Raw genomic sequence first — 14,897 nt, 5'->3', positions numbered from 1 at the left:
ATAAGGGGGTGAAAAGGGAAAATGCGAAAGATTACATTGGAAGCATACGAGGACGCAAAGCGGAAATACCAAATGTGGTCAGAAGCCGAGGACGCTCGTTCAGCAGGTGCCAGCTATAACATTAGTGGTAGAGGTGTGACGTACTCCAGTATGGAGGAAATCCAGATGATGAAGCGGAGATATAGAAGGATCATTGACGCTTACGAAAATGGAGGGAAACGCCGCTCTCGCACATCATCGTTGTACCCTGTTGACTCATGAATATTATCGACAAAGCAATTGCAGCCTTCGCTCCTGGTGTAGCTGCTAGGCGCGAAATAGCACGTACAGAAATTGTCAGACAACAGGCCATCCGTAAGGTGACGAACAACTACAGTGCCGGAAGTAATGGTAGAGGTTACGGAAAGCATGGAGCCAGTCGCACCAAAAAGAATATGTTCTTTTGGGGAGCGAAGGCAGGGGATGCCGATACGGATATCCACAAGAATGTTAAGACCCTGCGCGAACGTTCCAGGGACTTGCACATGGGTTCCGATATCGTCGCCGCTGCCCATAAGGGTTTACGTACAAACATTGTTGGTACCGGACTCAAACTCAGCCCTGCTTTTGATGCTGAGAGGTTGGGATTGGATGAACAACAGGCCGAGGAATTGCGCCGGTCCATTCAAAGTGAATGGGCGTTGTGGGCTGAGACAACCAAATGTGATGCAGCCGGGGTCAATGACTTCTATGAGCTTCAAGCCCTGGCCTTTATCTCGACCCTTATGAGCGGTGATGTGTTCGCGCTTATGCCGTTTCTGCCTCGTAAGTGGTCGGTTTATGACCTCAAAGTGAATTTGATTGAGGCTGACCGCTGTGACACACCGAACAGCAGCGCCAACACCGATGGAAACAAGATTCAATCCGGCGTGGAGGTAGATAGTGACGGGATGGTTGTCGCGTATCATTTTAGCAATCGACATCCTGGAGCCAGTGGATACAATCTGACCGGGGCAAATGACTGGCAGAGGGTGCAAAAATACGGTTCCAAGACCGGAAGGGTGAACGTTATCCACCTGTTCGAGTCCGAACGGCCTGGACAGCGCCGTGGTATCCCCGTGGTGTCTCCGATCATTGAATCCTTGAAGCTGCTGGAGCAATACACCCACGCTGAGTTGACCGCCGCGGTGGTCACGTCAATGTACACCGTATTTATTACAACCCCAACCGAGGATGACGGAGATGATCCGTTTGAAACGGTAGGTATGCCGATGGATGAATTACCGGAGGCGCAGGAAAGGCCAGATGCTACAGGCAACGAGTTGAAAATGGGAGCTGGAGCTATCGTCCGCACCGATCCGGGTGAGGATGTTAAGTTTGCAGACCCTACCCGACCAAACCCGAACTACGAGGCGTTTGTCCGGGCGTTGCTTAAGCAAATAGCAGCGGCGCTGGAACTTCCGTATGAGATTTTGACAAAGCAGTTCACCAGCTCTTACTCCGCTTCTCGCGGCGCGCTCCTGGAAGCTTGGAAAATGTACCGCATGCGCCGCGCCTGGTTGTCAAAGAATTTTTGTCAACCGATCTATGAGGAATGGTTTGTTGAGGCTGTAGCAAAAGGACGTATAAGTGCGCCGGGAATCTTTGATGATCCGGCTATTTTTGCTGCGTACACAAAAGCTGAATGGCATGGTCCGAGCCAGGGGTTGCTCGATCCAACCAAGGAAGTGCAAGCCTCAGTCATGCGTATGGAGAACAACCTTTCCACCGCTACCAGGGAGACAGCCGAGATCAACGGTGGATCGTGGGAGGACAACGTCCAACAACGATCCTACGAGAAAAAGCGCCTGAAAGAACTTGGATTAACAGAGGGCGCTGCACCTGCAACGCCTTCTGAACCATCAAATATAGACGATGAGGACAACGACGATGAAGACGGGGAAGGGGGTGAACAAAACTAATGGCGATTAGGATTAATATGTTTGGGGCTATCATTTCCAACGATGATGCATGGTTATATGAATGGTTCGATATGGATCATGTCACACCTCGATCAGTTTCCAAACAACTTGAACAGGCAGCCGGACAGGACGTTGAGGTATATATTAACTCTCCTGGTGGTGATGTTTGGGCGGGGTCAGAGATTTACACAGCTCTAAGGGAGTACACCGGAAAAACAGTCGCTAAGGTTGTGGGAGTTGCTGCCAGTGCTGCGTCTGTAGGAATGTGTGGAGCTGACACTGTGCTAATGTCACCAACAGCGCAGGTTATGATCCACAGGGCGTTAAGCGTGGCGCGTGGCAACAAGGATCAAATGGATCAGGCTGGGCAAATGCTGGACAGTGTAGACGAAGGAATCATTAACGCTTACGAGCAAAAAACCGGGAAAAGCCGTGAGGAAATCATGGGTTTGATGAAGAAAGAAACATTCTTCAACGCTCAGGAAGCGGTAGCCAACGGTTTAGCCGATGAAGTTATGTTTGCCCAAACAGAGAAAGTCGCAGCATCTTTTGCAGCACCGCTTTTCTCTAATGAGGTCATGGACAAGATCAAAAACAAGCTTATACAGGCTAAGTTAACACCGGCTGACATTAAAAACATGGTCAGCGAACAACAAGAAAAACCAACAACGATACAACCGGAGAAAACGCCGGAAAACAAGGAGGAACCGAAAAAGATGGATATGAACCAATTTAAAGCCGAACATCCTGATTTGTTCGCACAGATTTCAAACGATGCTGAGAAGGCAGAGCGCGACCGTGTGGTTGCCCTGCAAGCTTACGCCAAGCATCCAGGTGCAGAGTCTTTCGTGAACGAGGCTATCGCTAACGGCGGTGACGTTGCTAGTGTAGCGCTCAAATTCATGGAAGCATCCATGAAGCGGAACGGAGCCGAGCTTCAAAACCGCAAGGACGATGCAAAGGATTCTGGCGCAGAGGGTGTAGAGAACTTGGAAGCTAAGAACGATGACCAGAAGAAAAAAGAAGAAAAAGACGCTGTAACTGCTCGTATGGCAGCAAAAGCAGCAGCGTTCAAAAATGGAGGTCGTAAATAATGGCTGAGTACATTTCCCCAGGTTTTGACGAGTTGTTTGCAGGTGGCGGTGATAGATCGGAACGTATGACGGCTTTTATCATCAAGGCTGGCTCCGGGCTTGTAACTCGCGGTACTGTTGTCGGTGTTTCTTCGCAGCTTGCTGAGTCTGATTTGTACGCTGGTACACCTGTTGGTGCTCCGGTTGACTCCACTAAAACGGATGGTACGCAGAATGTCTATGCTGTCCTGGCTGATACTGTCGTTGATGCTACTACAGCGGATGCTCGTTGCTCCGTTTACCTTGACGGAGAGTTTAACCGCGATGCTCTTAAGTTCGGCGGCACTGACAAAGTGGCACAGCATGAACAAGCATTGCGCCGCATCGGTATCATCACAAAACGGATCGTTAAATAAGGGAGGATTATAAAAATGGCTGATTATCATGAAATTTTAGAGATTCCAACACTTATTCAAACTCTGGAATCTTTCCCACAAGATTCATCTTACCTGACCGACAGTTTCTCAACAGAGGGAACGAAGTTCGAAACAGAAGAGGTGGAAATCAGAACGAAGAAAGGTAACCGTCCGCTTGCACCATATGTTAGCGAACTACTTCCAGGTAAAGTTATCGCTCGTGGAAAATGGTCTGCAAAGACATTCAAACCTGCGATGCTCAGACCTTCTCGCATCATTTCGAAGCATGATTTGAAGGTTGCAGGAGTCAACGAAACACTGATTAATCCTAAATCTCCAGCAGAGCGATACGAGGATTTGATCATTCAAGATTTGGCTGATCTGAAAGCGTCTATCCACCGCCGTAAAGTGCAACAATTGGCGCAAATCATGTTCACTGGTAAAACAGAACAAATCGGTGAAGGTGTATCTCAAATCCTTGATTGGGAATTCGAAAACATTGAAATCCTGTCCGGTACATCTTCTTTTGCTGACGATTCGTTTGACGTTGTTGGATACCTTACACAGAAGAAACTGGATGTTATGAAAGGTTCAGGTTTGTCGACCCGTAAAGTACTGGCAACATTCGAGGTGGCACAGCGTATCGTTACTCACCCAACATTGCTCGCTTTAATCGATGCTAAGAAAGAAACGCTTGATGTCGGTAACCTGAATCAGCAAGTGGACGGCCTGCCCAATGGTGTTATCTATCACGGTTACCTGCGTCAAGCAGCGCTGCATATCTGGTCCTACACCAATTCCTATACGGATGAAGCGGGGAATGAGGTTGATTATATTCCAGAGGGAACACTTGCAATGCTTCCTGATGGAGAACCATTCCGGTTTGACTACGGCGCAATCGAAGTTATGGATGATGAAGGTAATGTGAAATACGCAGACACAGACATGTACCCGCAAGTATTCACGCAAAAACGTCCGATCAAACGAGAATTGGAACTGCTGTCCAAGCCACTTTGCATCCCGGAAAACGTCAATGGCTGGTACGTTGTTAAGGCAATGTAATTAAAAAATCGGAGGTATTTAACCATGGCATATAAAACGACAATGAAAATCAAGCACGATGGAGTTCAGTACGAAAAGGATGTTGATTTCCCGACAAAAGGTGTGGAAAAGGCAGACCTTGAACGGTTAATCAAAGCAAAGGCGATTATCAATCCTGATGCTGAAAAAGAGCGGGTTAAAAAGGCTGAGGCAGAGCGCCTTAAGCAGCTTGAAGAAGGAGGAGCAACAGAGGATTAAAAAAGGCGGGTGATTGTCCATGTCTCTTAGGGATCAAATGAGGATAGATATCCAGAGGGTTTTCTTTAATCCGCTGGAGTTTGCTGAGCTTCATTCTTGGCAAAACGATCCGAAAGACGAGAGGACTGCCCGTAACCTGCCGATGATCTTCGAGTCATTCGATTTCAGCGGTAAACCTGTTGTTATGGTTGAGGGTGTTGTTGTAAATAACGCCGTTGTTCATATCCCCCATGAACATTTGGCCTACACCCCTTCCGATGGCGATATTGTCAAAGTCGACGGACAGCAGTACGAAGTTACGGGCGCATTCAACGAGTTTGGAGTCATTAAAATCTCATTGATAGCAAACAGGACTTTTTAAAATGAGGATCAGGATTAAAAGTAATGCCCGTAGAGTAAGAAACTTTGGATCGAAAGTAGAGACTTCCGTCCCTAAATCAGCGGCCTCAGCCATGAACAGAGCTACACAAATGGCTCGTACAGCCGCTTCTCGGAAGGTGAGGGAAAAGTACACAGTCAAGGCCGCATCGATTACCAAGACGTTCAGCGCAGGCAAAGCGAGCGCAGGTAGTTTGCGGTCTAAGCTGGTATCATCTGATGGTTCTATGCCTCTGATCAGGTTCAAGACCTACCCGAGCAAGCCAACGCCTAAAAAGCTTCCTAAAGTACTAAAAGCCTCTATCCTAAACGGTGGCAAAAAGGTCGTTCCTGGTGCATTTGTGACCAAGGTAGGAAGCCATATCGGTGTCCTTGAAAGGAAGACTAAGAAACGCTTACCGATCAAAGAATTGCTCGGGCCTGCTGTCCCTGTCATGGTCAACAAGCAAGAGGTACGAGAAGAGACTGAAAAGGTACTGAAAGAAGCCTTTGAAACAAGGATGATGCACGAATTGGGACGCAATTTAGGGAGGATTAACCTATGAGCCTTACGCCACTTGAATTATTGGATTACATGAAAGAGCGATTGATTGAATTGACCAGAGATATGCAGATCGGAGACAACAAAAAGGCTCCCAATGTACACATCGGATATTTGCCGCAAAAAATCTCAGGTCCAAAAGAACAACCGCCCGATCCCGCTGTTCCTGTCACAATCACCGGGGTCAACAAAAACAATCAGGTATTAGACAAGGAGCTTACCAAGGACGTTTTCCCGTTTATCATCATCCGCGCAACCGGAGTCGATGACTCGGAATACGACCAAGACGGACAAGCGCAGGCTGATATTCCCGTAAAAATCCTCATTGCCACGTATTCGTACGACGAGGATGGGTATCGGGATGTTATGCACCTGGCACAAGTGATCAGACAGAACTTCATAACAACTGGAACAATGGGGGCGGCTGCCGATTTACAAAGGCCCGTCTCTTTTGTTTTGCATGAGGAACAAGCCTATCCTTACTGGTCTGGTGAGTTCATGACCACATGGGCGATACCAACTTTAGAACGAAAGGTGGACTTTATTAATGGCTACACCAGATGAGAAAGAAGTAAAGGTGACAAAGCCGGCTACAAAAACAGCATCTCCGCCAGTGGAGACGTTCGCAACAGGTAAAGAAACATGGACGTGGTTGGGTCCGCAAATCTCCAGCATCAAGCTCCGTCCCGGAAACATGACGAGCGGTTTCCCTGAAAGAGCACGTCCGCTTTATGACAAGCTTTATCAAGTCAGAGCATTGTTGCTACCCCTCACGGGATCTCTGTCGGCTAGCATCGCGATGAACTACGAACCGGACTCGTTTGAGGCTGGATGCTACAAAGATTTACAAGACATGATCAAGAGAGGTGAGATCTAATGGCTATTGAAAAACATGGTTTTACGCTCACTGAAAAACCGATGTCGCCGCAGGCTGCACGACCGCCAGCGTATAGCACTCCTGTTTTCGTGGGTACGGCTCCGGTGAACTTGTTGAATGATCCTTCATCGGCTCTCAACGTCCCGGTGTTGGCTCGTTCATATGACGAAGCTGTTGCTGCATTTGGTTTCTCTTACGATTTCGAAAACTTCACGCTGTCCGAGGCGATCCATTCACATTTCGAGTTGCATAAATTGGGTAGCCCGATTGTGTTAATCAACGTTCTGGATCCGGCTGTTCATACAGAAGTTGTTGCTGCTTCAGTCAAACCGATCATTAAAAAGACAGTGACAATCGAGGAGCAAGGCGTTTTACGTAACAGCCTGGTTGTTAAGTCCGCCGATGCTGCTTCAACATACACGCTCGGTACGGATTACGGCGTTAAATTCGATGCCAATGGACAAATTGTTATCTCGGTTCTCGGATCGGGAACAATTCCAGCCGATGCGAATTCCTTGAGTGTTGCATTCAGTAAATTGGACGCTTCTGGCGTAACCGGGACTGACATCATCGGCGGTACTGATGATGAAACTGGGATCCGTTCTGGACTGGACTTGCTGGAGGAAGTTTTCCCACGATTTCAACATGCCCCTACTTATCTTGCGGCTCCTGGTTATTCACAAGAGCCTATGGTTGCAGCGGCTATGGTTCGGAATTCACAAAGCCTTAATGGTATGTTCAGGGTTCGTGCTGTTACTGACCTTGACGCTTCAGTTCGCTGGAATGCCATCGCTCAGTGGAAGCAGGATAATGGATACCGAGATGAACGCCAGATCAATACGTACCCGATGGCGGTTCGATCCGGTCGCAGGTATCGTATGTCCACTTTATACACCGGCGCTGCATGTGCAACTGACGCAAGTAACGATGGTGTACCTGCTGAATCTGCATCGAACAAGCCTTTGATGGCTGATGCAATCATTTACTCTGATGGTACAGAAATGGTTATCGGCAAGAGTATTGCCGATGAAATCAACGCCGAAGGTATCGTAACCGCGATTAACTTCACAGGTACCATTGTTGCCTGGGGAAATAGGACTGGTGCATTCCCTGACTTCCGTGACCCGCAGCGCGGTTTCATTCCGGTTCGAGGCATGTTCGATTGGGTGGAAAACAACTTTGCAATTCAGTTTTGGAGCAAGGTTGATGACATGATGAACACTCGTGTCGTCCAAGAAGTTACGGACGGTGCAAACATATGGCTTAACGGTTTGGTCGCTTCTGGATACCTGCTTGGGGGTCGTGTTGAGTTCCTGGAGACAGAGAATCCAATCGCGGACCTGATGCAAGGTAAAGCACGGTTCCACTTCTTTATCACGCCACCAGGACCTTTCCAAGAAATCGAAGGTATTTTCGAGTACGACACATCATATATGAACGCCTTTTTCGGCGCATAAAGGAGGCTAACGAAGTATGGAAATTCCTTTGAAAACAATCGACTTCTCAGTCTTCGAAGAAGGCAAGGCTGACCGTCTCGCAACCGCAAATATCGAGCTTCCGGGTTTTGAGACACTGACAACTGAGATCAGCGGCGCAGGGGTTATGGGTATTATCGAGGTACCTTCCCCTGGTCAATTCGCTTCTCAGACATTGACCATCAACTGGAACGTTATCGTGCGGCAAGCTTTCAGCATGATGAAGTCCGGTCAAATTGCATTGGAATTCCGGTCCGCTCAACAGATCGTGGATAACACATCCGGTGCGGTGCTTGCTGAAGGTATCAAAATCACATTCCGTGGACTCAGCAAAAACAGTAACCTGGGTTCGCTTGCTAAAAATGAGTCGACAGGCGGAACGACCGAATTGGAAATGACGTATATCAAAATCTTTATCGATGGCGTTGCTGTTCTGGAGGTTGACAAGCTCGCTTACGTCTTCCGGATCAATGGCGAGGACCAGAATTCAGATATCAAAAAAATCTTAGGATATTAATCGGAGGGTAAACACATGAGCGACTTGGATAAAAAACAACCTGAACAGGCAGTAGAAGATGCGAAACGACCAGGGATTAAGTTTCCCTTATCTGAACCTTTGGTGGATGGCGACACAGTACACAATGAATTGTACCTTGATTACAGCAAACTGAATGTGCGCGGCCTCATCGCTGCTGAAAGCGACTTGCTCCAGGTGTTGCCTGCACAAGAGGTGGCGACCATGATCCTCAAGGCAACGAATTTCGCTTATCAGATGGTTGTGGCGGCTCGCGCTGCTGGAATCACTCCTGACGTTATGCTCAACCTCAACGGACCTGATGCTCTTGAACTCGGGGGTCAGATGCAAGGTTTTTTGCTCTCGCGGGGTTAGGGGATGAGCCGAGGCGAAACGCTTTTAAAATTGTCGCCTCGTGTTCTCACCACCTCAACGGCGGATTTGAATACTTCATGTCCTGCCCACTCCTGGAACTTTGGCAGTGGCAAAAGGCCATAAATGACATAAGCCCTGAGGACAAGAAAGAAGGGGATAAATAGTGGCTGGAGGTCGCAAGGAATACAAGATTAATTTCGACATGACAGCGGCTATGGACTCCACGTTTCACACGGTCTTTAACAAGGTGGAACGGGATTTTGAAAAGCTGGAGAGACAGATAAAAGATATCGAGGGAACACGCATAAGCGGGACCCTCCTACAGAACCTCCAGCGAGAAACCGCTAAGCTGGAACAGGACATGAGGCAGATCAACCGCATTCCTGGTCCTAACGATTATTTCACCAAGCTGAAACAACAGATCGGTCATGTCTTGCCTGAGCTGCGCCAGATACAACGTGCCATGGAAACGATCAGCCGTATCCGTCAGCCTAATAACAGATTTAACGATGGTATCGAAAGATATGTTCGTCAAATTAGAGAGCTTGAGGAACGCATGAGGCGCATCAACCAAAACCGCGGTCCTGGAGGTGGCGGTGGTGGAGGCGATGAAAACAGTGATGATGGTGGATCTGGAGGAATAGTTGCTTTGGGCAACCCGTCATTAATGGCGGGAGTTGCTGCAGGTGCTGGCGCTTTCGCTATCGCTAGTGCATCTGACCAATATCAAAAAGCGATGAACCAAATGCAAGTTGCAACAGGTATGTCCAACAAAGAGTTGGAGGAAATGAAGAATATCGCCAAAGACTTGTACAGCCAAAGTTTAGGCGAGAATTGGAACGACATGGCGCAATCCATCTCCACGGTAAAGCAAGTCACGGGTTTGTCCGGTGCAGCACTCCAGCAGGCCACCAAGGACGCTATCGCCTACCGAGATACGTTCGGTGAGGATGTAACGCAGTCTATACGTGCAGCAGATCAAATGACCAAGCAATTTGGAGTATCGCAGCACGAAGCATTTAACCTCATGGCACGGGGGACACAGCAGGGTTTGAACACTTCCGGCGAGCTTTTAGATAGCATTTCCGAATACTCAGTTTACTTTAAAACGCTTGGCTATGATGCAACGGACATGTTTGATATGTTCGGTGCAGGGGCTAAAGATGGGGTATTCCAGCTCGACAAGGTGGGTTATCGTATAGCTCACGTTAAACCTCTCTTTATGCTGGGAAGTCTTAACCCATCCAAAAGATACCATCAAGGAATTAAGTTTGGTATGATTGGTTTAGGGAAGACAATCAGCAGGGAAGCTGCCTGAGGGGGATTTATTCCGTGTATGATATATATGTAATCACAAATAAAGTGAACGGCAAAAGATATGTAGGATACACGTCAAAGGGATATGAGTCGAGATTCAATGATCATATCAAACAATCTCGTGGATCAAGCGAAAGGTATCTCTGCCGAGCTATAAGGAAATATGGGAAAGACCAATTTTATACCGAGTTAATTGAACAAGTCGAAACACTCGCGGAAGCTGCTGAAAGAGAAAAACACTTCATTGGAAAAATGAAAACCTTTGCTCATAACAAGGATGCGCATGGATATAACGCGACTTTGGGGGGCGAAGGAATGAATGGGGCGGTTTTCTCAAAGGAGACGAGGAAGAAAATCAGCGTCACCCACAAGAAGCGCGGAAGCTGGTCTGGGGAATCTAATCCTAAGTATGGAAAGGGACACCTTGTTAGCGGAATAAACCATCCTCTATTTGGAACTAAGATGTCAATAGACACAAAAGAGAAGATCGGTAATTCAAATAGAGGACGCTTAAAAGGTAACGCTAATCCATCTATAAAGGCTGTAATATGTTATTCCTTGGAGTGTTCGACTGGTTTAATTGAGAAATTCAACTCTTTTTTTGATTTAAGAGATTCATTTGAAAAGAGAGGTATAAAATTGAGCCGTAGCGGTGTTCTTGCAGTCATGCGAGGCGGAAAAGGTCGAAAGACTTTTAAAGGTCATATGTTTTTTCGCCAAGATGTCACAGATCACCGAGTCCTAACTGAGATTGAACATAAATTCAAACACGGAATCATTGAACCAGTTGTAATAAAAGATCATAGACAAGGCAGTATCCATCCAAATGCAAAATCAGTCTCTTCTTATGCTGTGGACGTATCAAACGGAGAAATTTATAAGTTTGACTCGTGGTTTGATTTGAAAAGTTGGTTTGATGTTCGAGTCGGTTCCAAGACCAGTTATTCCAACTTATATAATGCCTTAACAGGCAAGTATCGTCATACCAGGGGATACAAACTTTTCAGAGAAGATGTGACTGACAAAGATACGATGGATGATCTTTTATTTAAATACAACGAGGGCAGAACCTTCAACGACTAGTCGAAAGACGTAGGGCCAAGCGGCTCGAAACGGGAGGCATCCAAGCCTTCTTTTTTTATTGCTTGGATGAAGATATAGTCTGATCTGTATGGAAACATACAGCTGCCGATCGGCGGCATGGTATTAGCGACACCATGTGAACAGAAATGGACGCGATCAAGGAACTTGGTATCCGTACTAAGGACCAATCTAAAACAAGTTACGAAGGTTACGAAGCCCTGGGACTCAATGCCGTACAGTATGAACAAGCCATCGCAGGTGGCGGGGATGCCGCCAAGCTTGCGACGCAGAAGATTTTCCAAGCCCTATCCAAAGTGGATGACAAAGTTAAGCGTAACGCCGCAGGTGTTGCGCTATTTGGCACGCAGTTTGAAGACCTGGAGTATTCAGCGATCAAGGCCATGGGTGAGGCCGGGGGTCAGTTTGATAAGACCAAGGATACGATGAATGAGATTGCCAAGATCAAGTACAGCAGTATGGGAGATGCATTCAAGGGGATCGGTAGACAGATAAGCACCTCTGTTATTATCCCGATCACGGAACTGGCCTTGCCTGCCTTGTCTGCATTTTCGAGCTGGTTCGGTGATGTCATGCCGAAGGTTAAGAAGTTCATAGGTGCCATCGATTTCAAGAAGTTATTTGGCGGGGGAGGCGGGGGATTCGACAAGATCAAGAAGGATGTCCAATCCTTTGTCAAGGCATCGGCTCCGGCTCTTGAAAAGGCGAAAACGATCTTTATGAACGTGTTCAATGTTATCCGTGACAATGTCAAGCTCGCGGCTCCAGTGATTGCAGCGATGGCTAAAGTCGTTGTCAACCTAGGTAAACAGGTTGTTGGTGCTTTGACCCCAATCGTAACTTATATCGCTGGTAAGGTTGGTCCGATCATCGGACAGGTCTTCACATTCATTGGAACGTCTGTAATACCGCAATTTCTGGCTGCATGGGGAAGAATGGTCCCGCACATCCAGAACGTGGTCAACCTTATAGGGCCATTAATTACAGCGATATGGAATTCCATAAAGCCTGTTCTTGACAGCCTGGTAGCGGCGTTTAATTATGCTTGGCCTCTCATTAAATATTCGGTAACAACAGCCATAGCGACCATCATGAACGTTGTGAATGGATTGTGGGATACTTTCGGCGGCATAATCACGTTCATAACAGGCGTGTTCTCGGGCAATTGGTCCACGGCTTGGGAAGGTATCGTCCAGACGTTCGGCGGTATTTGGGGAACGCTCAAGGGCTTGGTGGCAACACCTATCAACGCCGTTATTCGGTTGATCAACAAAGCCATTGACCGGATTAACTCTATTTCCCTGGATATACCTGATTTCCTCGGCGGAGGTACGTTTGGTGTTAGCGTGGCGAAGATACCGGAGATTGAGGGATACGCCAAAGGCGGAAGGGTATCAGGTCCTGAAATCGCTCAGATAGGTGAGGGCGGAAATCCAGAGTATGTTATCCCGATGAACAACAAGCCTCGTTCGCATGCTCTCTTGGCTTCTGCCAATAGAGAAATGGGTTATGGTGGTGGCGGTTCTTCTGAACCAATGCAAGTCACATACGCCCCGAACATCGTTATCCATGGCAATGCAGACAAGAATACTTTGTCTCAGGCTAACGCCACAGGATTCCAAGAGTTCAAGAACTACATGGCCCAATATGAAAGAGATAGAAAGCGGGTGAGCTTATCGCAATGACGACATACACAACTATTCAAGGCGACATGTGGGACCAGATAGCGTATAAGCTCACTGGCTCCATCGCTGGTACAACAGCACTGCTGCAATCCAACCCGGATTACATTGAGTACGTTATTTTCCCGGCTGGAATAGTTCTTCAGGTTCCTGATTTTGAGGTGGAAGTTGCTTCTGACCTTCCACCATGGAGAACGGAGGCGGAAGGCGTTGAGTAGTATCCAAAATGCTCGAAGGGCAACTGTTGCTGTTAAATACGCCGGGAAGAACGTCACGCAACAACTGGCGGCGTTCTTAACTGGATTTTCTTACAATGATGCTGCCCCAGGTGAACAAGACAAAATCACTATCAACCTGGACGACAGGGAACGTAAGTGGATAAAAGCCTGGAAACCTGTTCTTGGTGATAGGATTGTGGCTGAGGTCAATACAACAGATTGGGAAAAGGCGAAGGACAAAGGGAAAATCAAATGCGGATCGTTTGAATTGGAATCAATTGACCTGTCCGGCCCTCCTAACCTGGTCACCCTGACAGCTACAGCACTGCCTAAAGGCGGTTCGGCTGCACTCAGACAGGTTAGGACGAAAGGGTGGGAAAAGGTTAAGTTCCGTTCTGTAGCCCAGGAGATTGCCAATCGTTGCAAACTCAAGCTGTCTTATAACATCAAGATCAATCCGACATACGACAGGTTGGACCAGAACGAACAAACTGACCTGGACTTTCTGACCAAGCTTTGTTCAGACGAAGGTGTGGCGATCAAGATAACAACCGGGTCACTGGTTCTTTTTGATGAAGCAGAGTTCGAGAAGACAACCCCAGTCATGCAACTTGAATATGGCAAGTCTAATATCCTGAGTTGGAGCTTTTCAATGTCCGATTCCGACACGGCTTACAGTGCTTGTGTGGTCACTTACAAGCCTCCTGTTTCTTCAGCCAAGAAAAAGAAAGCAGCGGACAAGAAGAAAAAGGGGAAGACCGACAAGCCGGACATTCCTCTTGATCCTGACTTACCTACACCCAAAACATTCTCCATCGCAGCAGCAGCGGACAAGAAGAAGGAAGCCAAGAAAAAGGTACCGATAACGGCGACATACAGAATCCCTGGAGTTGATGGTCCGGTATTGAGGATCAATCAGGAAGTTGCTTCTGTAGCCGAAGCCCAAAGGCTCGCAAAGAACAAGCTTCGCGAGAAAAACAAAGGCGCTGGTGTTGCCTCGTTCAGTTTGGACGGGAACACGCAGCTTGCTTCCGGCGTTACTGTATGGGTGAAGGGTTACGGGATGTTCGATGGCAAGTACCTGGTTTTATCAGTGGACCAAAAGGTTGTCGGCGGAGCGTTTCAAACGGATGTGAAGATTAGGAAGGTGTTAGCATGGGGATGAAACCTGAAGACATGATCAGGGTTGGCGAGTGTGATTATTCTGACCAAGAGAACAACATGGTTACCGTCACATTTGCCGACCGTGAAGATGCTGTATCTGAATTGATGGAATGCGTTAGGCCCGGAGGGTTCGGGGTTACGAACAATTTTCCGCAAGTGGGAGACACCGTTGTCTGTCTATTCCTCCCAAACGGGAAGTCTACTGGCGTTTGTCTTGGCGTGTTGCCGGACGATGACTTGCCTGGTGAAGAGGGACAGCAAGGGACGTATTTCGAAGATGGGAGTTACGTCTATTACGATCAGGAAGCCGGAAAACTCATGGTCAAGGCCATGGGGGGCGCGGAACTTGAAAGCCCAGAAAGTGTACTTGTAAAGGCCAAAAGCGTAACAGCAGAGGCCGAAAACGTAATTTTAAAGGCCACAACCGTAGCTTTAGAGGGAACAACCAGCATTAAAGGCAATGTGAGCATAGACGGCAATCTGAGCGTCACAGGCACGGTGTCTGGAACGAACATATAAGGGGGGGT

The 14,897-nt window shown here is 47.7% G+C and carries 19 protein-coding genes; all 19 read left to right on the top strand.

Annotated elements, in window-relative coordinates; translation table 11 throughout:
• Positions 1-21: 21 nt before the first annotated feature.
• The 19 genes from FE296_RS16045 (at position 22) to FE296_RS15955 (ending at position 14,889) form a co-directional block, all read left to right on the top strand.
• Positions 22-261 carry a hypothetical protein gene (locus FE296_RS16045; protein WP_150365622.1) on the top strand — a complete coding sequence of 80 codons (240 nt, stop codon included), beginning with the start codon at positions 22-24 and terminating at the stop codon, positions 259-261.
• Complete coding sequence (locus FE296_RS16040) at positions 258-1,940, top strand: phage portal protein (RefSeq protein ID WP_150365621.1); 1,683 nt, start codon at positions 258-260, stop codon at positions 1,938-1,940. The genes FE296_RS16045 and FE296_RS16040 overlap by 4 nt, the downstream gene beginning before the upstream one ends.
• On the top strand, positions 1,940-3,034 hold the full coding sequence (locus FE296_RS16035; protein WP_150365620.1) for a head maturation protease, ClpP-related: 1,095 nt from the start codon (positions 1,940-1,942) through the stop codon (positions 3,032-3,034). The genes FE296_RS16040 and FE296_RS16035 overlap by 1 nt, the downstream gene beginning before the upstream one ends.
• Positions 3,034-3,429 carry a head decoration protein gene (locus tag FE296_RS16030; protein WP_150365619.1) on the top strand — a complete coding sequence of 132 codons (396 nt, stop codon included), beginning with the start codon at positions 3,034-3,036 and terminating at the stop codon, positions 3,427-3,429. The genes FE296_RS16035 and FE296_RS16030 overlap by 1 nt, the downstream gene beginning before the upstream one ends.
• A gap of 15 nt (positions 3,430-3,444) precedes the next feature.
• A complete protein-coding gene (locus FE296_RS16025; protein WP_150365618.1) occupies positions 3,445-4,491 on the top strand; it encodes a major capsid protein in 1,047 nt (348 codons plus the stop codon).
• Between the two features lie 24 nt (positions 4,492-4,515).
• On the top strand, positions 4,516-4,728 hold the full coding sequence (locus FE296_RS16020) for a hypothetical protein (RefSeq protein WP_150365617.1): 213 nt from the start codon (positions 4,516-4,518) through the stop codon (positions 4,726-4,728).
• Positions 4,729-4,747: 19 nt separating this feature from the next.
• Positions 4,748-5,089 carry a hypothetical protein gene (locus FE296_RS16015; protein ID WP_150365616.1) on the top strand — a complete coding sequence of 114 codons (342 nt, stop codon included), beginning with the start codon at positions 4,748-4,750 and terminating at the stop codon, positions 5,087-5,089.
• Position 5,090: 1 nt separating this feature from the next.
• Positions 5,091-5,651, top strand: a complete 561-nt coding sequence (locus tag FE296_RS16010; protein WP_150365615.1) for a phage tail protein — start codon at positions 5,091-5,093, stop codon at positions 5,649-5,651.
• The gene (locus FE296_RS16005) at positions 5,648-6,211 is read left to right on the top strand and encodes a hypothetical protein (RefSeq protein WP_150365614.1); all 564 of its coding nucleotides are present in this window, start codon (positions 5,648-5,650) and stop codon (positions 6,209-6,211) included. Before FE296_RS16010 ends, FE296_RS16005 begins: the two co-directional genes overlap by 4 nt.
• Positions 6,195-6,524, top strand: coding sequence for a hypothetical protein (locus tag FE296_RS16000; RefSeq protein ID WP_150365613.1), 330 nt, complete (start codon positions 6,195-6,197; stop codon positions 6,522-6,524). The genes FE296_RS16005 and FE296_RS16000 overlap by 17 nt, the downstream gene beginning before the upstream one ends.
• Positions 6,524-7,981, top strand: coding sequence for a phage tail sheath family protein (locus tag FE296_RS15995; protein WP_150365612.1), 1,458 nt, complete (start codon positions 6,524-6,526; stop codon positions 7,979-7,981). The genes FE296_RS16000 and FE296_RS15995 overlap by 1 nt, the downstream gene beginning before the upstream one ends.
• 16 nt (positions 7,982-7,997) lie before the next feature.
• Positions 7,998-8,516 (top strand): phage major tail tube protein, encoded by a 519-nt coding sequence (locus tag FE296_RS15990; protein WP_150365611.1) that lies wholly within the window; start codon positions 7,998-8,000, stop codon positions 8,514-8,516.
• 15 nt (positions 8,517-8,531) lie between these two features.
• Entirely contained in the window at positions 8,532-8,888 is a 357-nt protein-coding gene (locus tag FE296_RS15985) for a hypothetical protein (RefSeq protein ID WP_150365610.1), read from the top strand.
• A gap of 163 nt (positions 8,889-9,051) precedes the next feature.
• Positions 9,052-10,206, top strand: coding sequence for a phage tail tape measure protein (locus FE296_RS15980; RefSeq protein WP_150365609.1), 1,155 nt, complete (start codon positions 9,052-9,054; stop codon positions 10,204-10,206).
• 14 nt (positions 10,207-10,220) lie between these two features.
• Positions 10,221-11,288: a GIY-YIG nuclease family protein gene (locus FE296_RS15975; protein WP_190945278.1), complete on the top strand. Its 1,068-nt coding sequence runs from the start codon at positions 10,221-10,223 to the stop codon at positions 11,286-11,288.
• 146 nt (positions 11,289-11,434) lie between these two features.
• On the top strand, positions 11,435-12,991 hold the full coding sequence (locus FE296_RS15970; protein WP_150365607.1) for a hypothetical protein: 1,557 nt from the start codon (positions 11,435-11,437) through the stop codon (positions 12,989-12,991).
• Positions 12,988-13,206 carry a tail protein X gene (locus FE296_RS15965; RefSeq protein ID WP_150365606.1) on the top strand — a complete coding sequence of 73 codons (219 nt, stop codon included), beginning with the start codon at positions 12,988-12,990 and terminating at the stop codon, positions 13,204-13,206. The genes FE296_RS15970 and FE296_RS15965 overlap by 4 nt, the downstream gene beginning before the upstream one ends.
• Entirely contained in the window at positions 13,199-14,371 is a 1,173-nt protein-coding gene (locus tag FE296_RS15960; protein ID WP_190945276.1) for a phage late control D family protein, read from the top strand. The genes FE296_RS15965 and FE296_RS15960 overlap by 8 nt, the downstream gene beginning before the upstream one ends.
• The gene (locus FE296_RS15955) at positions 14,362-14,889 is read left to right on the top strand and encodes a phage baseplate assembly protein V (RefSeq protein WP_150365604.1); all 528 of its coding nucleotides are present in this window, start codon (positions 14,362-14,364) and stop codon (positions 14,887-14,889) included. The genes FE296_RS15960 and FE296_RS15955 overlap by 10 nt, the downstream gene beginning before the upstream one ends.
• Positions 14,890-14,897: the final 8 nt, after the last annotated feature.

The organism is Paenibacillus sp. UASWS1643 (genome assembly GCF_008693195.1).
GTDB lineage: Bacteria > Bacillota > Bacilli > Paenibacillales > Paenibacillaceae > Paenibacillus > Paenibacillus amylolyticus_B.
This window is presented reverse-complemented; position numbering and strand designations above follow the sequence as displayed.

Excerpts from the sequence above, each read along its gene's own strand:
- FE296_RS16045 (WP_150365622.1), top strand. The coding sequence starts at position 22 with ATGCGAAAGATTACATTGGAAGCATACGAGGACGCAAAGCGGAAATAC.
- FE296_RS16040 (WP_150365621.1), top strand. The coding sequence starts at position 258 with ATGAATATTATCGACAAAGCAATTGCAGCCTTCGCTCCTGGTGTAGCT.
- FE296_RS16035 (WP_150365620.1), top strand. The coding sequence starts at position 1,940 with ATGGCGATTAGGATTAATATGTTTGGGGCTATCATTTCCAACGATGAT.
- FE296_RS16030 (WP_150365619.1), top strand. The coding sequence starts at position 3,034 with ATGGCTGAGTACATTTCCCCAGGTTTTGACGAGTTGTTTGCAGGTGGC.
- FE296_RS16025 (WP_150365618.1), top strand. The coding sequence starts at position 3,445 with ATGGCTGATTATCATGAAATTTTAGAGATTCCAACACTTATTCAAACT.
- FE296_RS16020 (WP_150365617.1), top strand. The coding sequence starts at position 4,516 with ATGGCATATAAAACGACAATGAAAATCAAGCACGATGGAGTTCAGTAC.
- FE296_RS16015 (WP_150365616.1), top strand. The coding sequence starts at position 4,748 with ATGTCTCTTAGGGATCAAATGAGGATAGATATCCAGAGGGTTTTCTTT.
- FE296_RS16010 (WP_150365615.1), top strand. The coding sequence starts at position 5,091 with ATGAGGATCAGGATTAAAAGTAATGCCCGTAGAGTAAGAAACTTTGGA.
- FE296_RS16005 (WP_150365614.1), top strand. The coding sequence starts at position 5,648 with ATGAGCCTTACGCCACTTGAATTATTGGATTACATGAAAGAGCGATTG.
- FE296_RS16000 (WP_150365613.1), top strand. The coding sequence starts at position 6,195 with ATGGCTACACCAGATGAGAAAGAAGTAAAGGTGACAAAGCCGGCTACA.
- FE296_RS15995 (WP_150365612.1), top strand. The coding sequence starts at position 6,524 with ATGGCTATTGAAAAACATGGTTTTACGCTCACTGAAAAACCGATGTCG.
- FE296_RS15990 (WP_150365611.1), top strand. The coding sequence starts at position 7,998 with ATGGAAATTCCTTTGAAAACAATCGACTTCTCAGTCTTCGAAGAAGGC.
- FE296_RS15985 (WP_150365610.1), top strand. The coding sequence starts at position 8,532 with ATGAGCGACTTGGATAAAAAACAACCTGAACAGGCAGTAGAAGATGCG.
- FE296_RS15970 (WP_150365607.1), top strand. The coding sequence starts at position 11,435 with ATGGACGCGATCAAGGAACTTGGTATCCGTACTAAGGACCAATCTAAA.
- FE296_RS15965 (WP_150365606.1), top strand. The coding sequence starts at position 12,988 with ATGACGACATACACAACTATTCAAGGCGACATGTGGGACCAGATAGCG.
- FE296_RS15955 (WP_150365604.1), top strand. The coding sequence starts at position 14,362 with ATGGGGATGAAACCTGAAGACATGATCAGGGTTGGCGAGTGTGATTAT.